The following is a 22,181-nucleotide window of genomic DNA, read 5'->3' on the forward strand; positions in this document are numbered from 1 at the left end:
GCAGATCATGTATTTGAAGATAATTATCAACTTATGTCTTTAGATGAAGTGGAAACCTTTATACAGACATACCGACATTTGCCGGGAATCCCCTCAGCTAAAGAAGTCGTAAAAACCGGTATAGATGTAGCTGAAATGAATGCACTTTTACTGGAAAAAATTGAAGAACTGACGCTGTATGTACTTGAATTGAGAAAAGAATTGGATGGATTAAAGAAGAATAATTATTGAAACAACATTAATTGTTTATTCTAATTTTAATGAGCAAGCAGCACCATTATAATGTTTGCAATTTAAATTACAGCACTGGGAAATAAAACATAAAATTACTGGACAAAATGATAAAACCAATATTACATACTGTTCTGTTTTGTCTGATATTTCTATTGAATATTGCTTCTGTTTATCCTAACTCAGAATCCGGTATGATGTATAGTAAATATTTAAACAATACAGAAAGTATTGAAGAAAGAGAAAGGAAGAATATGGTGAAGGGGATGGTATTGCCATTAGTATTTTGGAATCAGCTTTCACTTGCTTATGAGAGAAGTATTACTTATCATTCCGGTCTCCATTTTTCTGCCAACATGTTAGTTTTTGTTAATCCATTTCCGGATGCTTTTGATATCACGTACTTTGGATACATGTTAAATATTGAATATAGGTATTACCTGAAAACAAAAGAATCTCGATTTTTTTATAATGTTTATCCATTAGTTTTAATGATGCTTTTTTCAGATATAGAAAGTTTTTCACCTGAGGGCATATTTGGAATAGGCATTGGCAGGCTAAATCCATTATATTTTTTAAACGAGCGATTATATTTAGATATCAATTTTGGCGTTGGATGGTGGGGGGTTAACCATACAGGATTTTTTTCAAATGAGTTTTTTCTAAAACCGGGTTTACTATTAGCGTATCGATTTTAAAAGCAACAGTAACAATTACAATATTATGAAAAATATAACATGCACTTTTTTGCTTTTTATAATTTTCCCATTGTTTATCTATTCACAATGCGGGTCATTAACGGATAGAGATATGCAGTTTAGAAAGTGCTGTCACCCAAGTGGGTGTCAAACAAATATATGTAAGTTACGTTTAGTAGTACCTAATTGGTTGCCATGGGTGGGAGGATCTGAAATTGTATCAGCTAATGGTTCTTGTGCTCCTCCAATACCAAAAAGAACGAGATATTCGGCACCGGTTTATCGAACAATTCGATTTAAGGCTGAATGGCAAAGCAATACTGATTATAACTTTAATCTGATTGATTTGCAAGATCTTGCAAGTGTTTGTAATAATAATAACATTACTAATACGGATGCATGGAGTTTACAAAACTCATGGAATAAGTTAGGTCGTTGGGCTGCAAGATGTAATTACAGACGGGATTACGTAACAGCAGGGTGGAAGTGGAATGCTTCACAGAACAAAATTGAATTAGGGCTATACACACATATAGACCATAGAAACCAGTCTGGATGTAATGATGGACATATAGGTATAGAATGGATTAATATGAAACAATTTGTTGAACAAAATGAAGAAATCGATATAGAATATGTTTTTTCACATAGAGGCTTATATATGACAGCAGGAGATAAAACAGCTGTTATCAGAAGACAAATATTGCCAATGTATTTTGGCATTCCTTTTCCTGAAGTGAGTGGATACATAAAGCGAGGTTATTTTGGTGGAAATTCTCCAGCACCTCACAATATGAATGTTGAAACAGAAAACTATGTTTCAGATTGTATTCCAGTTCATTATTTAGTTTCAGCTGATAAATATTTTGGAAGAAGTGAATTTTATGATGGGGAAGATGTTGCTATATGTGCAACTAATGAAGTGGTTTTATCACATTTGGTAGCCGGGCAGGGAAATGTAGATGGTTTTCCTATCGATGAATTATTTACTATTATGCATAGCGGAACAAGAGTGCAAGTTGTAGCAGGGAATAGGGTAGATTTGTTAACCGGTTTTCATGCAGAAGCCGGAAGTTTTGTAGATATACGAGCTGGGGGCTTTTGCTTATCTTCCGAACCATTAATGTTAGGCAGCGGGGATGATGAGGGGCCAACTGAAGAACAAATATTTGCTATTTTTGGTGTTGATACCAATGAAATTGTGTCAATAGACACAACTATATTTGCTATTAGAACAATGCTTGCTTATGATACACTTACCCCATGTTTTCAGTCGGCACCTTCTTTGGAGTATGTACCAACTTTATTTTTGAAAGACGACAGTTTTAACATAGTAGATTCTACTAGTACCATAGTTGAAGGTTCATATTGGCTTGATCTGGATGAGCCTTTGAGAAGTGATAGTATAAATCTATACACACTAGCATTAGATTCCGGAAGTGGTTTAAAGATTAAAGATCCCGGTTTCCATACAATTCCTGATTGGGTAAATGATACTCTACTTGTTTTATGGCTTGAAAAAGTAGAAGCTTCGTTTGATGTAGATACACCAACATGTAAAGGACAAACTGTTCATTTTACAAATACCACTACCGGAGGAGTTCCTCCCTACACTTATTTGTGGTATTTTGGTGATGGGTTAAGATCAACGACTGAAAATCCTTTGCATACTTATCAAACTACAGATACCTTTTCAGTAATGTTCATTGTTACTGATTCTATTGGATGTAAAGATACTATTATCTCTGAAGTAATAATTGAAGACTGCCCTACAATTATGTCAAAATTTTATGAAAAAGAAACAGATGAAAAGACTTCTAAATTTATGCACGAAACAAATAACGATAACGATGATTTTTATTTTTATATTTATCCAAACCCTGTGAAAGAAGATATTCTGAATCTTAAGTTTAATTTACCGGAAGATACAGATATGACTGTAAAAATAACTAATGTAAGTGGACAGATATTAAACCAAATCATTAATAGTTCAAGTCTTGAAAAAGGATTACATGGATTTGTAACAAGCATTGCTCATTTAAGTAATGGTGTTTATTTTATACATGTAAGAACGAAAAATGAGACTTCCACTAAAAGGTTAATAATCCTTAAAGAGAATTAACAGCTTTTTTGGTATTTGCCTTTTTTGTATAATTTGCGGTTAAAAACACTTCTGAATGAGCAGATCATGTATTTGAAGATAATTATCAACTTATGTCTTTAGATGAAGTGGAAACCTTTATACAGACATACCGACATTTGCCGGGAATCCCCTCAGCTAAAGAAGTCGTAAAAACCGGTATAGATGTAGCTGAAATGAATGCACTTTTACTGGAAAAAATTGAAGAACTGACGCTGTATGTACTTGAATTGAGAAAAGAATTGGATGAAATTAATAATAAACAATGAAAAAGCACATTTATCTTTTAGGACTTTTGCTCATATTTCCTTTAGTTTTATTAGGAAATTGGAATACATACAATGCTTCACGAGGTGATTTTTCATTTGATTTACCCGGTCATCCTCTTGAGATTGATACATTAAATTTATTGTTTTATTCACTTGAAACTGATTCAACTGTAGCCTTTTCAGCACATTTTATGGATAGTATGTCATTTGACAATTTTGACCCATACTTTGAAGACATACTCATGGCAAATGATTATGATACTTTGCTGGCAATTGGCTCAAGTATGCTAACGGTTGCCAACAGTATTGAAGACAATGTACAATTGATTAACATGGTAATCGGCAATGATACGATAAATGGACTTGAAGTAAAGTTTAAATACGAACACCCTGATTATAATTACGGACATATGTATGCCTGGGTTTTTATTTATAATAACAGGTTTTATGTTTTTTCTACAGGTGCTGCAGATTTTGAAAAAACGGAACTGGATAATCATTCAAGCCAGTTTTTTAAATCTATTCAAATATGGTAATTTATTATAAATTTTACGAAATGAGAAGCCTAAAGTTTTATTTGATAGCTTCATTTTTAGCATTTGTAATTATAACAATGGTAAGTTGTGGATGCAAGGAAAGAACTTCATGTCCTTTAGAAGATCATATTGAATTGATTGGAATGTATAAACCTGGTAATTGGTGGATTTATGAAACTTCTGATGGATTATTGAGTGATACAATTGTTGTAGTTGAGACAGATACTACAATTGAGGATTATTGTGAAACACATTATGTACTTCGTGCAAAATTAAATTATTTTTCTAATAATTTTAGTTCAACAAACAGCAATCTTACAGCTACCACAATTTATTGCAATACACTTTTCTTTGTTATTAATATAGAAATGGTAGATCGTGTGTGGTTTACCATTACTGATTCAGAAGCTGAACTTGATTTTAAAAATAGTATCAATTTCAGGAACGAAGAAATGGAAGAGATAGCTTTTATACAAGCTGGAAACTCAGATCATACCATGTTTTACGAAAGAGATTTAGGACCTACAGGTTGGATTAATCATGACACTCAAGACACCTTTTATTTAACTAAATACTTTATACAATGATTAGTAAAATAATATTGCTTTCTTTTTCTTTGATTCTCTATAGTTACAATCTTTTTGCACAGTTTGAACAATCTCTTGAATGTCAACAAAATGCAAACTCAATTTCCGATTTTAATCTACTAAAGAAAGCAACTTTTAGGTTTAATGTTATCGGAATCGGAAGGTGCACAGGTGTTTTAATTAACAGGGATGAAGAAGATGATGATTTAGGTTATTATTTTGTTACAAATTGGCATTGTTTTAAAACAGGTACGAATTGTGGAGGTGATGAATTTGATTTTGAGAATAATACTCTTAGATTTATGTTCAATTTTCAAAGTCCTAACTCCGATGATATTTCAACAGCAGTATATAACAGAGGCCCACTAATCACTCAAAGTATAGCCAAGACTGGCGATCCTGAATCGCGTGGATTTGGATATTACCATGAATCTCAAGTAGAATTAATAAAAAAAGTATCTTGTGTATTAGGAGACTTTGCCTTACTTAGAATTATTGATCCCATTCCTCCTCATTTTGATGTGGCTCATGCTGGATGGCTATCAGGACCTTTTATTTTGCCAAGTAACTTGTTTGTCCATCATCCAAGAGGTGATATCAAAAAGTTGTCAACAACTTCCAGTGTATATAATGTTACCTCAAATTTGGCAGTGAGTTGCTACGTAGTAACAGCAATTATTGATTTTTTCTTTGGCTGGGCATATTCAACACAGGTGGTTTGCAGTTATATTGAATGGCCTTTTTATGCAGTACAAGACATAGAACCAGGACCTATACAGGGTGGTTCCTCAGGGTCAGGTATGTTTAATTTTTCTGAGCGACTTGTCGGAAATGCTTCAGCTACATGGCCTGACTCGGATACTTGTAGTGGTTTTTGGGATGTATTTCATGTTTCAAAATTTAGAAATATTTATCCTCGAAATGCTATTCGGTCAAAACTGAATCCCTCTAAAAACTGGATGGTGGATCAATTTGGCTTGCAAAATAGAAAAATAGATTGCCATAGTTCATTAGAAGATATTTACGGATATTACTTTCCTGCACAGGATTATCAGGCTGAAAACAAAATCTATATCCGTTCAAAAGCTGAAATCACTACCAATGACCCTTCGCAAAATGATAACCCCGGTGTAATAATTTTTGAGGAAGCACATTACGAATACCATGCAACTACATTTATAGAGCTAAATCCGGGCTTTGATGCTCAACCGGGTAGCTCATTTGTGGCAGAAATAAATCCATGCAACTCTACTGCACGAAAAGCTGCTCCTGAAATTGAATATCCACCAATCCGTGTACTAAATAGAAGTAATCTTGAAGTAATAGAAAGAAAAAGTAAGCATTCACGTTTTTCATTTTACCCTAATCCGGCAAATAGTCATATAACCATCAATTTCTCACATCCACCTGATGAAATTGCTCAACAAATTGTTATAACCGATTTCTCCGGCAGAAAAGTATTTGACATTACTACTGAAAACAATGTTAATGCAAAAACATTAAATATCGAAAATTTAGATAACGGAACTTATTTTTTAACACTTGTGTCTAATAAATCTACTTATTCTGACAAATTGGTAATTGTAAGGTAAAGATAGGCTTAATCAGTTGAGGGTTGTATTTCTTAACATATTTTTATGGAGTTCTTCTATCCACCCACCCGCATCAAAGTACAACCCAAAAGTGAATGCGTGTTTGAGATGCATGTCCACTTTTCCCTATCTTTTTTCAATACTTTACAAAAGAATATCAGCTTTAGCAGCTATACCTTAAATTTTTTCTAAAAAGTAGAATTTAAAAATGTTATTTTCGTTTCTTATAAAGCTTATGAAAATACTTTTTACTTTTTTTTTACTTATTTTTTCTCTTCAAACTGCTTTTTCGGGTGATTGGAAAACCTATGGTTCGCATTTGTTTTCTATAGATTACCAAAGCGACTGGGAAGTAATGGGTTCTAATTACGGGGCGGTAGTAGCAATGTTTACAAGACCTCAGGCAAATTCCGCAGACCGTCTTTTTATCGAAAATGTCAATATCGTTTACCAACTTATTGAAGATTCCATTGATTTAAAGAAAAGCGCTCACAAAAGTTTACAGGAAATGCACTCGTTGATTGATAACCTTCAAATCTTTAAAAACGAATATAGTAAAATAGGTAATCTGGATGCATATATTATGCAGTATAGCGGAAAATTGATGGATATGAACCTGCATTGGAAACAGGTCTTTATACAAAATGGCTCTTCATGGTTTATTATTACATATACAGGCATGGGCGAAAATTTCCGTACATACGAATCCGTAGCTAATCGAATGATAAATTCCTTCCGTACAAGGTAATTACATAAATTCACACTTTATGTATATTAATAAAAATGTTATATACTAAGTTCAATCCGATGTTTTCAGTACAAAAAGATTTTATTATCTTTATCTATTGTTTACAAACTCCATAAGAAGTGCGAAAATTTATAATACCCTTTGCTTTAAGCTCCCTATTCCTTTTTTTATTTACGGCGGCTGTTTCAGGCGAAAATCAAAATATCCCATTGTATACTAACAATGGTGTTGTATTCCCCTCAGACCAATATCCCGATAAAAACTGGGTTTTAGAGAAAGATGATCTAATGCAATCAATTTCATTTGATGGTTATGTATGGCTATTAGCTCAGTTTGATGAAATACCTGAAGGAAACTTCATGAATGTACATTTTCAAAAGTATGGGATTGAATACCTCTACTTTTTGCCGGTAAATACTTATATCGTAAAAGTTGATTTAGCAGCTTCCTGGCAAAATTGGGTATCTGAATCATCAGTTGTTAATATAACTCCAATACCGGAAGCTCTTGTTTTTCATCAGGATATTTTAAACAGAAGTGTTCCTGAATGGGCTTTGGCCAATGAAAGCGATTATAAACTGGTGATAACTTTTAACAGAGGCCCTGCATTTGAGCGAAAATTAGCAGAGCTTGAAAGCATTTATGGTCGCAGAAATATTTCAGAAGTTGATCCGATAAATAATTCAATGCAGCTTACCGTTAAAGCATCTGAAGCATTAGATTTACATAATTTACCATTTATTGCAAGTGTGGAACCGGTCCCGCCACCTGCTGAGCCGGAAAATAGAAAAGCTATATCAACGCATCGTTCGGCATATATAAGCAATTCGATAAATCAGGCTATTCCTTATGATGGCAGTGGAGTGACTATTTCTATAGGAGACGATGGTTTTATTGGACCTCACATAGATTTTCAGGGAAGAATAGATCAGACAAATGTAAACGGAACTACCGGTAATCACGGCGATCATTGTGCGGGTACCATTACCGGTGCAGGCAACAGAGATCCAAGAGCAAGAGGAATGGCTCCCGGGAGTAATTTGATTTCATTTCATGTTTGGAATGCTATAAATCGTTCTCCAAATTTTTATTATTCTGATAGTGTAAGAATCACTTCAACATCATATAGTAATGGATGTAATGCCGGATACACATCTTTTGCTCAAACTGCCGATTTGCAAATAAAAAATCATCCCGGAATGATACATGTTTTTTCGGCAGGTAATAATGGGACATCAAACTGTGGTTACGGTGCCGGTAGTGATTGGGGAAATATTACCGGAGGTGTAAAAGTAGGAAAGAATGTAGTTACAGTTGGAAATTTGAATTATCAGGATATAATCAGGAACTCAAGTAGCCGCGGGCCTTCCAGTGACGGACGTGTTTTTCCGCACATAACAGGACTGGGAACTTCAGTTTATTCAACTATTGAAGACTATAGTTATGATTTTAAAACCGGTACTTCTATGTCGGCACCCGGTATTTCAGGTGTTATTGCACAATTAATGCATGCATATAAAAGCTTAAATTCAGGCAGTGAGGCAGGATCAGCATTAATTAAAGCTTTTTTACTAAATGGAGCAGATGATTTAGGTAATCCCGGTCCGGATTTTATTTACGGTTATGGAAGAGTTAATGCCCGAAAGTCATTAGAAATGCTTGAAAATCAGCAATACTTTCATGATTTAATACTGCAAAATGAGCAAAAAAACTTCCAGTTAAATATTCCACCCAATGTAGAGGAAGTAAAAGTAATGATATATTGGCATGATAAAGAGGCACAAGTTCAGGCTCCCAGAGCTTTGGTAAACGATTTGGATATGCGAATAGTAAGCCCCAACGGAGATATTTATTATCCCTGGGTATTAAACAGCACACCGGATCCGGCCTCATTAAATGCACCGGCAGTTAGAGGCATAGATACGCTGAACAATCAGGAGCAGGTTACTATAAATCAACCACAAGCCGGAAATTATTTAATAGAGGTAAACGGTACAGAAGTTCCTTTTGGTCCACAGGAATTTTATATTGTTTACAGCTATACATACAATGATTTAGTAGTTACTTATCCAAGTGGCGGGGAAAAGTTTATACCAAATGAAGAAGTTGTGTTAAGCTGGGATCTACATGGAGTTCATCAAGGCAATATCTTGGTTGAATTATCAACAGATGGCGGACAAAATTGGTCATTGATTAATCTTGTACCGGCGGATCAAAGGTATTTACTTTGGCAAGTTCCAAATGTTTCAACGGCAAACGCCCGAATCAGAGTAAGCCGTCCGGGGATAGTTTCTTATTCTGAAAGTGATTTTCATATTTTCAGACAGCCGGGCAATTTTACTGTGGATCACGACTGCCCTCCGGAAATAGATTTAAGTTGGAATGTGGTTCCCAATGCAGTTGATTATACGATTTATAAATTAGGTGACAAATACATGGATTCCATAACAACTACTGGACAGACAACCTTTACTTATGTTCCTGATGATGTTACAGAAAGCTACTGGTTTAGTGTTTCTGCTAACGGCCCTAACGGAGAAAAGAGCAGAAGGGTTTTTGCTGAGCGGAATACGCCCTTTAATTGGAGTTGTAATTATGTGGATTTAGCAGTTTTGAATATTTTAAATGAAGCCTATTCGTGTTATTTTACAGATCAGGAACATATTTCTGTCAATGTTGTAAACAAAGGAAATATGACGGTTACTAATCCGCAAATCAGTTTGCAGAAAGGAACGACAGTGCTGAATGAAGCTATTCAATCCGTAATTGAGCCGGGCGATACTGTTTTATATACTTTTCAGCAGCCGGTAGATTTGTCGGCTACCGGTATTCACCCAATCAGTATATGGGTTAGTGCATCTAATGATCTTGTGTCTCAGAATGATACTATACATCAGGTTATTGAAAAAATTCCATTTATAGACAATTACCCTTATTTTGCTGATTTTGAATCCGGCCGCATGGGATGGGTAAGAGGTAGTGAAGAAGACAGTGATTTGTGGGAGCATGGAAATCCTTCAGGAATGAATATATCGCATGCAAAAAGTGGTCAGCATGCCTGGGTTACGGGATTGACATCTAATTATCCCAATAATGCATTAGCAGCTTTGGTTTCGCCTTGTTTTGATTTTAGTCAGGTGCAGGAAATTAATTTTTCAGCCTGGTTGTTTTTGCAAATAGAAAATAACTACGATGGAATGATTTTGGAGTTTTCTACAGATAGTGCAAACACATGGACAAAAATTTCCAATGCAGACCTTTATAATAATACCAGTCAGTTAGGGCCTGTTAGTCCTCCTAAATGGAGCGGTCGTTTTTTTGAATGGGAAAATTATTCAACCGAGTTGCCGGGACTTGTAGGCGAAAATCTGGTTCAGTTCCGCTTTTTGTTTGAATCTGATCATACGGTAAATTTTGAAGGAGTAGCAATTGATGATGTACTTATATATGAAAGTCGTGTAAAAGATGCCGGAATTACTGAAGTGATTTATCCGGTCAGCGGATGTGGGTTATCAGATGAAACGATTGTAATCGTCGAATTGAAAAACTTTGGTCAGGATACGATTAATGCTTTTGATGTGAATTTAAAAGTGAACAATCAACTTGTTTTATCTGAATTATATCAGGGCGTATTATATCCCGGACAAACGGAGCTTTTTGAGTTTTCTCAAACCCTCGATTTAAGCCAGGCCGGAGAGTATGAAATTTCAGTTCACTCGGACAAACCCGGAGACTTTTTTCAGGAAAATGACACCATTTCAGGTGTTGTAATCAGTAACTTTTTTGAAATTGATTTGATTTCAACTCCCGGAGATTTTACTGTTTGTAAAAATCAGGATATAAGTCTTAATATTGATTTTCAGTCCGGGGATTTAGTAAATTGGTATGAAGATGCAAATGGCAGTACCTTATTAGGTTCCGGAGCTGTGTATACCATTCAAAATATACAGCAGGATAAAAGTATTTTTGTCGAGCAAAGAAGATATGTGAAGGCTTTCGGCGGAAGTGAAAATAGTTCTTTTGCATCGGGAGGATTTCTTTCTTCAACGAATCAATACCAGATTTTTGACACATATTATGATGTTATTTTAGATTCTGTAACAGTGTATGCAAATGGGGCTGATATGATAATCATTACATTATCGGATAATAATGGCGATATGATTGATCAGCAAAGTGTAAATGTTATAGAAGGAGAAAATAGAGTAGGATTAGGTTTTAATGTTCCTGTAGGCTCTAACTACAGACTTGGAATGGGAGCCTTTAATGATGTATCACTTTACAGAAATAATAATGGAGCTGAATACCCTTATGATATTGGTGGCTTAGCTAAAATTATAGGAAGTTCCTTCAGTGCAGATTACTACTATTACTTCTATGATTGGGAGCTGTCATTTTATTGCGAATCGAATTTAAAAGAGATTGAAATTTCGGTTAAAGAAGCTCCTGAAACAGTTTTATTAAGTAGTGATACAATAATTTGTATTGGTGATGATGTTGTTTTATCTGCCCAAAGTGATTTAGAAAGTTATGAATGGGTGGGAGAAATCAATTCTACCGGCAACACTCTGGAATGGAACACCGATGGTTATGCAGAAGGTACTTATGAATTTGTGATTACAGCACAAACAGAAAATGGTTGTAATGTTTCAGAAACGATAAGTGTGTTTTTAGACAATTGCACAGGGATAGAAACTCAGGAAAAAACTATAGTTAAAATATATCCGAATCCTGCATTTAGTCATATAACTGTTGAATTTTCAAATACTTCTACCGTCAGTTATATAGAGCTAACGGATTTAACCGGAAGAACTGTTTTAAAAGAGATTAAACCGGTAAATACATATAATTCAGACGGCTATTCAAAGTATAATCTTGACTTAAGTAATTTTGCTTCCGGAATGTATATTTTGAATGTTACCTTAGAAGATGGCGAAAGTATTCATTCAAAAATTGATTTGATTAATTAATCTTTTTTTAAGAAGTTACCAATTTTTTTGAATAAACCTGCAGAAGGCACTTTTGCAGGTTTTTCGGGTTCTCCTAAAAGGTAGCCATAGGGTTTTAGCGGGTCAATTTGGTCAAAAATTATCTTAAGCATTGCTAATAGCGGGATAAAGAGAATCATTCCGACAAAGCCCCAAATTAGTGCGCCTATAAAAATGATTAATAGCGTCATTAAAGGGTTCATGCTAACCTTACTGCCTACAATTTTAGGTGTAAAAAAATTACTTTCCATTAATTGTATCACATAAAAGGAAAGAAAAACACCAAATGGTATCCACAAGCTTTCATGGGTGATAAAAGTATAAGAGATAGGTATTATTGAACCGATTAGCGGACCGACAAATGGAATAACATTAAGTATAGCAGCAAAGGCAGCAAATAAGAGGGCATTTTCAACCCCAAGTAAAGTTAAAGCGATGCTATTTAAGACAAACAGAATCAATATGACAAAAAACATTCCTGATAGATAATTAAATATCACGCCCCGGACTTTTAAAACGGTTTCTCTAATTTTTTCCGGTTTATCTACTTCTCCAAAAGCTTTTAATAAAAACTCATATAGAAAATCACGATAAAAAAGGAGTAAAACAAGATATACAGGGATCATGAAGGCAACAGTCAGATTGCCCGCAGTAGATATTATACCCCCGGTAATTACTGTTATATTTTCTTGAATGAAATCAAAAATCCCTACCCGGCTAAAGGATACAGAACTCAAGTCTATATACTCTTCAATGGGTGATTTAAGATGTTGAAGCTTTTCACTTAAGGCTTCCCGTAATTTTGGTATTTCCTCAGTAAATCCACCTAATTGAGTAATGAAAAAATATAAAACACCGGCTAAAAAAATGGTAATAGCTAATACACAAAGTATAGAAGCTATAATTCGGGGGACTTTTAATTTCTCCAGACGTATTGCCAGAGGCATCGTCAAAAAAGCTAAAAAAGCAGAAAATAAAAGGGGTGCAATTATTTGTTTTCCAACAACTAAAAGGTGCACGATCAATACTATACCAAATAATATGACTACAGCTCGAAGATAACCGGGTAATTTAATTTCCAAAATATCTTTTTTTTAAAAAGTTACGAACCTACTGCTTGCAGTATTGTCATCTCCAACAGTTACCATGATTTGATAAATACCGGGCGAAGCACTAACCGGCAATTTGATATCTTTAAAGTTTTCCCCTTCAGTGAAAATAATTGATTCGTCATAAACAATCTGACCCAACATATTTGAAATTCTTATATTCCCACTTGCAGATGGTTTATAAGTTGTTATGTTAACACTGAATGCACCATTTGAAGGATTCGGGAAAATGAAGATTATCGGTTTATAGGCATCCTCATCTTCACATATCTCATAACCGATAAAATCATTTTCAAGTTCAAAGAAATTAATTGCCATTTCCCAAAGCGCGCAAGGTCTGTTTTTTGCGAAATAAAACATATCATCAATATTTCTGTGCCAGCTGCTTATATCTTTTGGATAATTCCAGCGGTAAATATGGTGCTGCATTTCAGCTTTAATAGCTTCAGCTGCTTTTGTAATTTCATCAGACACTTTTTTGCTTGAAAAGGTAAAGCTTAGGTGATACGCCAAACGTTCGAGGAATCTACCTCTAAAAACTTCACTATTTAGCAACAATCTAAAAAGTTCAGTACTCCATTCCGGGTTAGGCCAATCAGGTCCGTCCAAAGCTGTTGCATGTTCTAAGCTGTTGAAGTGCACATCTTTGAAGGCATCATCATTATCAAAAAAGTACCACCTCCAAAGGCTGCCAACTTTATTTTCTCTCCAGTAGCGAACGTTGTTCCCGGGCCAGTCATACACACCAAAATAAAGTTTAGCAATGGTATAGTCAATATAATTATTTACATCCATCAGGGCTTCTGCATTCTTAAACTGACTTTCCGTAAAAATGGGATTTGAACGGAGGTAATCCAGCATTTGCAAATAGTGCTCATAGCTTCCTTCATTAACCAGTATGTTATTTTCTAAAATATCAAGATTGTCGGGGTCAGCATTTCTTCTGGCAGCTAAGTAGTTATTGTCGATTCTTTCTCTAATATTCACTATCCCCCAGTAAGCACCGTTTATAAAGAGGACAGCCGGTTGATATCGCATAAACTCCAAATCCAAATCTTTAACCAGCTCGTGAGTTACGGCATCTGCCAGCATAGTAGAACTAAAATCCTGCCCGGAGTTTCTTAAAATAAGCCTTCGAAAACTTTTAAGGGTATCGTCTTCAAAAAACTGATGTTCAAAAGTGTTTTTGCCATACAGATTTCTTGCGTAAAGTCTCAGGCTTTTGTGTGGTAGGGCTCTGCTCCCGAATCCATGTATGCGAACACCGATTTCCTGATTTAAAATTTTTTCAAAACCTTTTTCAAAATACTCAAAATTAGCGGATCTTTCCCATTCCTGACCTCTGTTATGAAAGTTACCGGTTCCCCAGTGAAATCCTGTTTCGGGATTTTCTGCATAAGTTGTGCCGGCAACAAATATTCCGCTGTCTACGTCAAAAAGGGCATTTTCATCTAATGAAATTGAAATTACCGGCAAATTGAAGCGGTTAAATACTTTTTCATCAATAAAATATGAGTGTGTATAAATTTCAGTCACTGCCGTATCTCCTCTGAAAGCTCTTGCGCGGATTACATTTGCTTTGAATCCCTCATTCTGTGGTGCAATCCATGCGTATCCACCAGGTCCGTTCGGAGTGGTTGTTACGATATCAATAATATCGGGATACGGAAGTTCGGCAGATTGCTTTATGTTTAAGCCGGTGTCAAAAATATAAGATGATGTATCCGGAACACTTCCGTCGGTAGTATAATAAATAACAGAAAGCGAATCACTGGACATAATAAATAAGTCAAAAGCCTCTTCATAAAATCCACCGGGTTTTGAGAACTGCAACTCTGCATTTGGGACAAAGTGTTTTGTGCCTTCATAATTTGAAAAACCGGGTGTAGTCTCCGAAAAGAAATAAAAATTATTACCTCCGTCCGGAATTCTGCCATAGGAAATATCCGTTTCCAGCTCTAAAGGCTCAATATAATCTAAAGTCACTCCCCCCGGGGAAGAAAGTATTAAAGGCTCACCACTTGCACTGATTCTAAAATTTGTATGCAACTCATTTCCGGTTCTGTCTTTTCCGGAAGCAAAAACTAACAAAAACTCTCCTGCGGGTAAAAGGGTATCCGGAAAAACCCATCTTAAAGGTTGTTGTAAATCGTCACTCAAATGATAACCGGCAAGATTATGAGCTACTGAGTCTTTGTTGAAAATTTCAATCCAGTCTTCATAATCCCCATCTTCATCAGCAATAGTCTGACTATTGGATGCCATAAACTCATTTATCACAATAGGGTCGCTAATCAATTGTGAGTTAACGAGTAACAATTGAATGAAAACAAGTAAAAAAATGAGTAAATACTTTTTCATATGATATTCCTAACATGCAAAATAAATAAATTTTATTTTAATGTAAAGGCTTTTTTAACTTTAATTAAAAAAAAATCAATATTTACTGTTCTAAAAGATAAACGTTTTAATGTAACAGAAAATATTTTTAGTCCTTTAAAAAGGTATTTATTTCAGTCCACATTTCAGGACTTTCAAAAATATTATTGTGATTGTAGCCTTCTAAGACATTGGTTTTTACAGCACCTTTCCAATATCCGGCAAGTTCTTTAGTATGCTTAGGTGGTATAATGTTATCATTGGTTCCATAAAAAATAAGTGTCGGTGAGGAAATCTGCTGAGCATATTTTTTAGAATCAAAACGATGTTTTAAAAGTAGATTGATGGGTAAAAAAGGCATTTTTGATTGAGCCACTGCCCGAATACTTTCAAAAGGGGATATTAAAATGACTTTATCTACCGCCCTTTTGCTTGCTAAGTAAGTTGCTGTTCCGGTTCCTATACTTCTGCCCATAACACTGATTTTGTCGTGTCTGATATCATTTCTTGAAATTGCATAGTCATAAATGGCTAGTCCGGCTTCAAAAAAGCTCTTTTCTCCGGGCCTTCCGTCACTTTTTCCATAGCCCGGATAATTTATGAGTAATAAGGAATAATCACCTATAAAGTGGGTTGCACTAATTAAATGAGATACTTCTTCGGCATTGCCTCCGAAATAAATAATCAGCTTATGTTTTTCAGTATTGCTTTGTTTGGAAAACCAGCCGTGCAAATTTCTACCCTCAGAAACAGGAATTACTACTTCTTCTATATCTTCATTTACCGGTACCTGATAAGAAATTCCTTGCGGAAAAAATAGAAAGGAAGATTGGAACAAATAAAAGAATAAGACCACTAAAAGATACATTATAAGTAAGCTGCCTAAAATAGTCATTCCTTTTTTCATCCTTTCATATTCCTGATTTAAAAAATTTCCCAGGTTTGCTTGCCGCTGATTAATTTGTCGAGATCTCCTTCACCTTTTTGTCCAATGCTGTTTTCAACTTGTTGGTGCAATAGATCTTCGTAAACAGCTCTTTCTGTTTCAAAAAACACTCCAAAAGGCCTTGGCATGCGATTTTCTGTATCTGCATTGTCAAAAAGTCTGACTAATATCTGGGCTTTATAGAAATCTTTTTCATTGTGAATCCATAAATCATCAATAGAATAACCTTCATCTAAGCTTACAAGCTGAGGTCTTAAGCCGTCCAAGCGAATACCTTTGTTTTCATTTTCTCCAAAAACCAATGGTTTTCCGTGTTCCAAAAATAAGGTTTCTTCTTTTTTAGATTTTTTATCTGTAAAAATTTCAAAGGCACCATCGTTGAAAATATTGCAGTTCTGATAGATTTCCAGGAATGAACTTCCTTTGTGTTTATAAGAGCGAAGCAACATTTCCTGCAAATGCTTAGGGTCACGGTCCATAGAGCGCGCAACAAAAGAAGCATCTGCACCCATAGCCAATGCCAGCGGGTTGAAAGGGTGATCAATAGATCCGGCAGGTGTAGATTTAGTAACTTTATTTACCTCTGATGTCGGAGAATACTGCCCTTTTGTAAGGCCGTATATTTGGTTGTTAAACAAAAGAATATTTACATCCGGATTTCTTCTTAATAAATGAATTAAATGATTTCCACCAATGGATAACCCATCTCCGTCACCGGTTACTATCCATACACTGAGTTCAGGTCGGGAGGCTTTTAAGCCGGAAGCTATAGCCGTTGCCCTTCCGTGGATGGAATGCATGCCGTAAGTATTCATATAATAAGGAAAACGGGATGAACATCCTATTCCGGAGACAAAAACAATATCCTCTTTTTTAACCCCAATACCGGGAAGGATAACTTGAACTTGTTTTAAAATAGAGTAATCTCCGCAACCGGGACACCACCTTACGTCGTTCTCAGTTGTAAAATCTTTAGATGTATATGTTTGAGTATCTGTAGCCATAATATTTTTTTAGTTTGAAACCGATTCTTTCTTTTTAGCAGTGATTTCTAAAGCCTTATCTATTATTTCCTGTTTGGTAAAAGGAACTCCTTTAATTTTACTAAAGCCAATCGCATTTATCATAAACTTATCTCTTATAACTTTTACTAACTGACCATTATTGATTTCAGGAATTAAAATGTTATCAAACTTATTTAAAAGTTCTTCCAGATTTTTTGGAAAAGGCTTCAAATAGCGAATGTGTATGTGAGCAACTTCTTCACCTTGTTTATTCAATTCCCTGACCGCAGAGCGAATAGCGCCATAAGTAGAGCCCCAGCCAACGATAGCTAATTTTCCTTCATTAACATCATTATCGGTTTTTTGTAAAGGGATGAAATCAGCAATTTTTTCAACTTTGCTTTCTCTCATTTTCACCATGAATTCATGGTTATCGGCATCATAAGAAATGTCACCTGTTAAATGTTGCTTTTCTAAGCCACCCAGTCGGTGCTCAAGTCCTTTTGTCCCCGGGATTGCCCAGGGCCTCACCAATTTTTCATTTCGTTGATAAGGCATGAAAGGAGCATCATCTTCCGCTTTTTTTGCAAAAGAAACTTCAATCTTTTTTAAATCTTTGGCGGAAGGATATTTCCACGGCTCTGCACCATTGGCATTATAACCGTCACTTAAAAAAATAACCGGCGTCATGTGTTCCAATGCAATACGGGCTGCTTCATAAACAGCTTCAAAACTATCTGAAGGTGAGCTGGCAGATATTACCGGCATTGGGCACTCTCCGTTTCGGCCATACAAAGCCATTAATAAGTCGGATTGTTCCGTTTTGGTTGGCATACCGGTTGAAGGTCCTGCTCTTTGTACATCACAAATTACTAAAGGTATTTCTAAAGAAACAGCCAGCCCCATAGCTTCAGTTTTTAAAGCCATTCCCGGTCCGGAGGTTGTTGTTACAGCCAATTTTCCACCAAAAGAAGCTCCAATGGCTGCACAAATACTGGCAATTTCATCTTCTGCCTGAAAAGTGAAAACATTGAAGTTTTTATGTTTGGAAAGTTCATGTAAAATATCAGAAGCCGGAGTGATAGGGTATGAGCCTAAAAATAAATCTATACCGGCAATTTTTGAGGCAGCGATTAGGCCATAGGCAGTTGCTTGTCCACCCATTACCCCTCTGTATTTGCCGGGAGGTAATTTTGCGGGATCTACTTCAAAACGGGTTGTGAAAGTTTCGGTAGTGTCCCCAAAGTTATAGCCGGCTTTTAATGCTTTTATATTTGCCTGTGCAATGTTGGGATTTTTTTTGAATTTAGCTTCTAAAAAGCCAATCGTATTGTCCATTGAGCGATTGAACATCCAGAAAAGAAAACCGAGTACAAACATATTTTTTGACCGGTCTTTGTCTTTGGTGCCCATTTCAAAATCCACTAAAGATTCTCTGGTTAATTTGGTAATATCTATTTTATAAACCAAATGATTTGACAAGGTCTCATCATCCAAAGGATTTATTTCATAGTGCGCTAAGCGTAAGTTTTTGTTATCAAATCCGGCAGTATTTACAATGACAATTCCTCCGTTTTTGACAAACTTAAGGTTTGATTTTAAGGCAGCGGCATTCATAGCAACCAAAACATCACAGGAATCTCCCGGTGTATCTATTTCACGGCTGCCAAAATGCAATTGAAATCCCGAAACGCCCGCAAGAGTCCCTAAAGGAGCCCTGATTTCGGCAGGATAATCCGGGAAAGTGGCTACGTCATTGCCAAACAAAGCTGTATTATTGGTAAATTGATTACCGGTAAGCTGCATTCCATCACCACTATCGCCGGCGAATTTAATTACAACTTCTTCTTTTTTTTCGATTTTTGATGCCATGGGCATTGGATTTTTTTATCTTGATACTATTAACCGCGAATAAATTTTTTTAGACAGTTTTTACGGTCATATTTGTGTAAACTTTTGGTAGACTTGTACCTGCTAACATTTTTGCAAATTTAGCTAAAATTCTCTAAATGCTTTTGATTTCCAAGATTAGCCTCAAATAATTTATTTTGATGGAATCAGACATTTTTTAAAGTTATAACTGTTAATTTTGAACCATTATTAAAATTTGAGGATAAGTACTTTTCCCGATATAAATTTCTATTGAAAAAATAAGCCTATGAAAACTCTCCAAAAAGATAAGAAACTTTTTCTGTTGGATGCATTTGCATTGATTTATCGTTCTTACTTTGCTTTTAGCAGAAACCCGATAATGAATTCCAAAGGCATGAACACATCGGCTATTTACGGCTTCATGAATACTCTGCACGACCTGATTTCTAATGAAAAGCCAACCCATTTGGCAGTAGTTTTTGATTCTTTAGAGAAAAAGACAGACCGGTCAGAAGCTCATAGTTTTTACAAAGCAAACAGGCAGGAAATGCCGGAAGATATAGCCCGGGCAATTCCCATTATAAAGCAAATTCTGGATGGTATGCATATTCCGGTTATTGAGAAAGCCGGATTGGAAGCAGATGATTTGATTGGAGCCTTAGCAAAAAAGTCTGAAAAAGACGGTTATACCGTTTATATGGTGACGCCCGATAAAGACTTCGGACAATTGGTTTCCGAAAATATTTTTATCTATAAACCCTCCTATATGGGGAAGGGAGTTGAAATTTTAGGGGAAAAAGAGATTTTAGAAAAATGGGAAATCAAAAACGTAAAGCAGGTAATAGATATTTTAGGCCTTTGGGGCGATAGTTCGGATAATATCCCGGGAATTCCCGGAGTTGGTGAGAAAACAGCCAAAAAATTGATAAGCGAATATGGGTCTATCGAAAATATTTTAGAAAATTCACATGAGCTGAAAGGTAAGTTAAGGGAAAGAGTAGAAGAAAACAAAGAGCAGGCATTAATATCAAAGTCTCTGGCAACTATTATTGATGATATTGAAATTGATATTAATGAAGACAATCTGACGATAAACAAGCCGGATAAAGAAATTCTGGAGCCGATTTTTGCTGAGTTAGAGTTTAGGACACTGGGTAAAAGAATCCTGGGTGAAGAATTTAGTGTCAATCAAAAAAGTAGCGGACAGCTTGATTTATTTGCCAATACAAATACGGAAGAAGAGCCGGAAGAGAAAAAAGTAGAAGCCGGTAAAAACATTGAAAACACTAAGCATGAATATCATCTTGTAAAAGATAAAAAAGGTCGCGAAAAGTTGCTCAGTGATATGATGAATCAAAAGTTTGTCGCCTTTGACACAGAAACTTCCGGGGTGAATCCAAATAATACTGAAATTGTAGGGATGTCTTTTTCTATGAAAGCCGGGGAGGCTTTTTATGTGGCATTGACAGATGATAACCGGGGCGATATTTTAAAGGAGTTTAAAGCATTTTTTGAAAGTGAAAAAATCGGAAAAATCGGGCAAAATTTAAAATTTGATGTGCTTGTTTTGAAGTGGTATGGCATAGAAGTCAAAAACCTGTATTTTGATACTATGATTGCTCATTATTTGCTAGACCCGGAGACTCGTCACAATATGGATGTGCTTGCAGAAAATTATCTCGGCTACTCTCCGGTTTCCATTGAGACCTTAATCGGTAAAAAGGGAAAAAATCAAAAGAGCATGAAAGATATAGATATTGAAGAGGTCTATCCCTATGCCTGTGAAGATGCAGATATTACTTTGCAATTGAAAGAGGTTTTTGCTCCGGATTTGAAAAAGGAGAGTTTGGATCAATTGTTTTATGACATTGAAATGCCTCTGGTTCAGGTGCTGACAGATATGGAGTATAATGGAGTAAAGCTGGATAAAGATGTGTTGGAAAAATACAGCATAGAAATAAAGAAGGACATACAGGGATTAGCCGGGGAGATTTTTGAAATAACCGATACTGAGTTTAATATTGATTCTCCCAAGCAAGTGGGAGAGGTGCTTTTTGGGAAAATGGGATTGCCTTATAAGGGCAAAAAGACCAAAAGCGGGCAGTTTTCAACTAATGAAGAAACTCTTCAAAAAATTTCCGGGGAGCATCAAATTGTCACAAAATTACTGGATTACAGAGAGTTAGTGAAGCTTAAAAACACCTATGTTGATGCTTTGCCGGGATTAATAAACCCCAAAACCGGAAAAATACACAGTTCTTTTAATCAAACGATAGCGGCAACCGGCAGGCTAAGTTCTGCCAATCCCAATTTGCAAAACATTCCCATAAGAACTGAAAAAGGCAGATATATAAGGAAGGCATTTACAGCAACAGATAAAAATCACACTTTAATTGCTGCGGATTATTCACAGATTGAATTGAGAATAGTGGCTTCTATAAGCGAAGATGAAGCTATGATAGATGCTTTTAACAAAGGTTTGGATATACACACGGCTACTGCCGCAAAGGTTTTTAAAGTAGACTTGAATGATGTCACTTCTGAGATGAGAAGTAAGGCCAAGATGGTCAATTTTGGAATTGTCTATGGAATATCAGCACATGGACTTAGTCAGCGTTTATCGATCTCCCGAACGGAGGCAAAAGAATTAATAGATGCCTATTTCGAAGAATATCCGGGCATTAGAAATTACATGAATGATTCCATTGAATTTGCCAGAAATAACGGTTACGTCAAAACCCTTAAAGGTCGAAAGCGATTTTTAAAAGACATTAACAGCCGGAATGCAACTGTCAGGGGATTTGCTGAACGAAATGCTATAAATACCCCCATTCAGGGCACATCTGCAGACATGATAAAGATAGCCATGATAAATGTCTATGAGTGGTTGAAAAAAGAAAAGATGCAAAGCCGGATGATATTGCAGGTACATGATGAACTCATATTTGACACCCCTTTAGAGGAGGAGGAAAAAGTCCGCAAAGCAATACGCGAAATCATGAAAGACGCCATTAAGCTCAAAGTCCCCGTAATTGTAGACGCAACCACGGGTAGTAATTGGTATGATCAGGAGTAGGGTGTT

Annotated in this window: 15 protein-coding genes; 10 read left to right on the top strand and 5 right to left on the bottom strand. The window is 35.7% G+C overall.

Annotated elements, in window-relative coordinates:
* The 9 genes from EA412_11250 to EA412_11290 form a co-directional block, all read left to right on the top strand.
* Positions 1-231: TMF family protein (locus tag EA412_11250; protein ID TVR77376.1), on the top strand; the 231-nt coding region annotated here is incomplete at its 5' end.
* 155 nt (positions 232-386) lie between these two features.
* Positions 387-929 carry a hypothetical protein gene (locus tag EA412_11255; GenBank protein ID TVR77377.1) on the top strand — a complete coding sequence of 181 codons (543 nt, stop codon included), beginning with the start codon at positions 387-389 and terminating at the stop codon, positions 927-929.
* A gap of 25 nt (positions 930-954) precedes the next feature.
* On the top strand, positions 955-3,051 hold the full coding sequence (locus EA412_11260; protein ID TVR77378.1) for a T9SS C-terminal target domain-containing protein: 2,097 nt from the start codon (positions 955-957) through the stop codon (positions 3,049-3,051).
* 92 nt (positions 3,052-3,143) lie between these two features.
* A complete protein-coding gene (locus EA412_11265; protein ID TVR77379.1) occupies positions 3,144-3,338 on the top strand; it encodes a hypothetical protein in 195 nt (64 codons plus the stop codon).
* Positions 3,335-3,874 (top strand): hypothetical protein, encoded by a 540-nt coding sequence (locus tag EA412_11270; GenBank protein ID TVR77380.1) that lies wholly within the window; start codon positions 3,335-3,337, stop codon positions 3,872-3,874. The genes EA412_11265 and EA412_11270 overlap by 4 nt, the downstream gene beginning before the upstream one ends.
* Entirely contained in the window at positions 3,868-4,461 is a 594-nt protein-coding gene (locus EA412_11275) for a hypothetical protein (protein TVR77381.1), read from the top strand. The genes EA412_11270 and EA412_11275 overlap by 7 nt, the downstream gene beginning before the upstream one ends.
* The gene (locus tag EA412_11280) at positions 4,458-6,053 is read left to right on the top strand and encodes a T9SS C-terminal target domain-containing protein (protein TVR77382.1); all 1,596 of its coding nucleotides are present in this window, start codon (positions 4,458-4,460) and stop codon (positions 6,051-6,053) included. The genes EA412_11275 and EA412_11280 overlap by 4 nt, the downstream gene beginning before the upstream one ends.
* A 235-nt stretch (positions 6,054-6,288) precedes the next feature.
* The gene (locus EA412_11285; protein TVR77383.1) at positions 6,289-6,801 is read left to right on the top strand and encodes a hypothetical protein; all 513 of its coding nucleotides are present in this window, start codon (positions 6,289-6,291) and stop codon (positions 6,799-6,801) included.
* Positions 6,802-6,920: 119 nt separating this feature from the next.
* The gene (locus EA412_11290) at positions 6,921-11,771 is read left to right on the top strand and encodes a T9SS C-terminal target domain-containing protein (protein TVR77384.1); all 4,851 of its coding nucleotides are present in this window, start codon (positions 6,921-6,923) and stop codon (positions 11,769-11,771) included.
* On the opposite strand, the gene EA412_11295 is transcribed toward EA412_11290, so the two are convergent.
* The 5 genes from EA412_11295 to EA412_11315 all read right to left on the bottom strand — a co-directional run bounded on the left by EA412_11295 (position 11,768) and on the right by EA412_11315 (position 19,099).
* Positions 11,768-12,874 (bottom strand): AI-2E family transporter, encoded by a 1,107-nt coding sequence (locus EA412_11295; GenBank protein TVR77385.1) that lies wholly within the window; start codon positions 12,872-12,874, stop codon positions 11,768-11,770. The genes EA412_11290 and EA412_11295 overlap by 4 nt on opposite strands.
* 9 nt (positions 12,875-12,883) lie before the next feature.
* Positions 12,884-15,259, bottom strand: a complete 2,376-nt coding sequence (locus tag EA412_11300; protein TVR77386.1) for a T9SS C-terminal target domain-containing protein — start codon at positions 15,257-15,259, stop codon at positions 12,884-12,886.
* A gap of 127 nt (positions 15,260-15,386) precedes the next feature.
* The gene (locus tag EA412_11305) at positions 15,387-16,184 is read right to left on the bottom strand and encodes an alpha/beta hydrolase (protein ID TVR77387.1); all 798 of its coding nucleotides are present in this window, start codon (positions 16,182-16,184) and stop codon (positions 15,387-15,389) included.
* A 17-nt stretch (positions 16,185-16,201) separates the two neighbouring features.
* The gene (locus tag EA412_11310; protein TVR77388.1) at positions 16,202-17,227 is read right to left on the bottom strand and encodes a 2-oxoacid:ferredoxin oxidoreductase subunit beta; all 1,026 of its coding nucleotides are present in this window, start codon (positions 17,225-17,227) and stop codon (positions 16,202-16,204) included.
* Positions 17,228-17,236: 9 nt separating this feature from the next.
* Positions 17,237-19,099, bottom strand: coding sequence for a 2-oxoacid:acceptor oxidoreductase subunit alpha (locus EA412_11315; protein TVR77390.1), 1,863 nt, complete (start codon positions 19,097-19,099; stop codon positions 17,237-17,239).
* Positions 19,100-19,385: 286 nt separating this feature from the next.
* On the opposite strand from EA412_11315, the gene polA reads away from it, so the two are divergent.
* The gene (polA, locus tag EA412_11320) at positions 19,386-22,175 is read left to right on the top strand and encodes a DNA polymerase I (protein TVR77389.1); all 2,790 of its coding nucleotides are present in this window, start codon (positions 19,386-19,388) and stop codon (positions 22,173-22,175) included.
* Positions 22,176-22,181: the final 6 nt, after the last annotated feature.

It is taken from the genome of Chitinophagaceae bacterium (assembly GCA_007695095.1).
GTDB lineage: Bacteria > Bacteroidota > Bacteroidia > Chitinophagales > REEL01 > REEL01.

Coding starts and splice junctions, on each gene's coding strand:
- EA412_11305 (TVR77387.1), bottom strand. CDS start 16,184: ATGAAAAAAGGAATGACTATTTTAGGCAGCTTACTTATAATGTATCTT.
- EA412_11310 (TVR77388.1), bottom strand. CDS start 17,227: ATGGCTACAGATACTCAAACATATACATCTAAAGATTTTACAACTGAG.
- polA (TVR77389.1), top strand. CDS start 19,386: ATGAAAACTCTCCAAAAAGATAAGAAACTTTTTCTGTTGGATGCATTT.
- EA412_11315 (TVR77390.1), bottom strand. CDS start 19,099: ATGGCATCAAAAATCGAAAAAAAAGAAGAAGTTGTAATTAAATTCGCC.
- EA412_11265 (TVR77379.1), top strand. CDS start 3,144: ATGTCTTTAGATGAAGTGGAAACCTTTATACAGACATACCGACATTTG.
- EA412_11260 (TVR77378.1), top strand. CDS start 955: ATGAAAAATATAACATGCACTTTTTTGCTTTTTATAATTTTCCCATTG.
- EA412_11270 (TVR77380.1), top strand. CDS start 3,335: ATGAAAAAGCACATTTATCTTTTAGGACTTTTGCTCATATTTCCTTTA.
- EA412_11285 (TVR77383.1), top strand. CDS start 6,289: ATGAAAATACTTTTTACTTTTTTTTTACTTATTTTTTCTCTTCAAACT.
- EA412_11275 (TVR77381.1), top strand. CDS start 3,868: ATGGTAATTTATTATAAATTTTACGAAATGAGAAGCCTAAAGTTTTAT.
- EA412_11280 (TVR77382.1), top strand. CDS start 4,458: ATGATTAGTAAAATAATATTGCTTTCTTTTTCTTTGATTCTCTATAGT.
- EA412_11300 (TVR77386.1), bottom strand. CDS start 15,259: ATGAAAAAGTATTTACTCATTTTTTTACTTGTTTTCATTCAATTGTTA.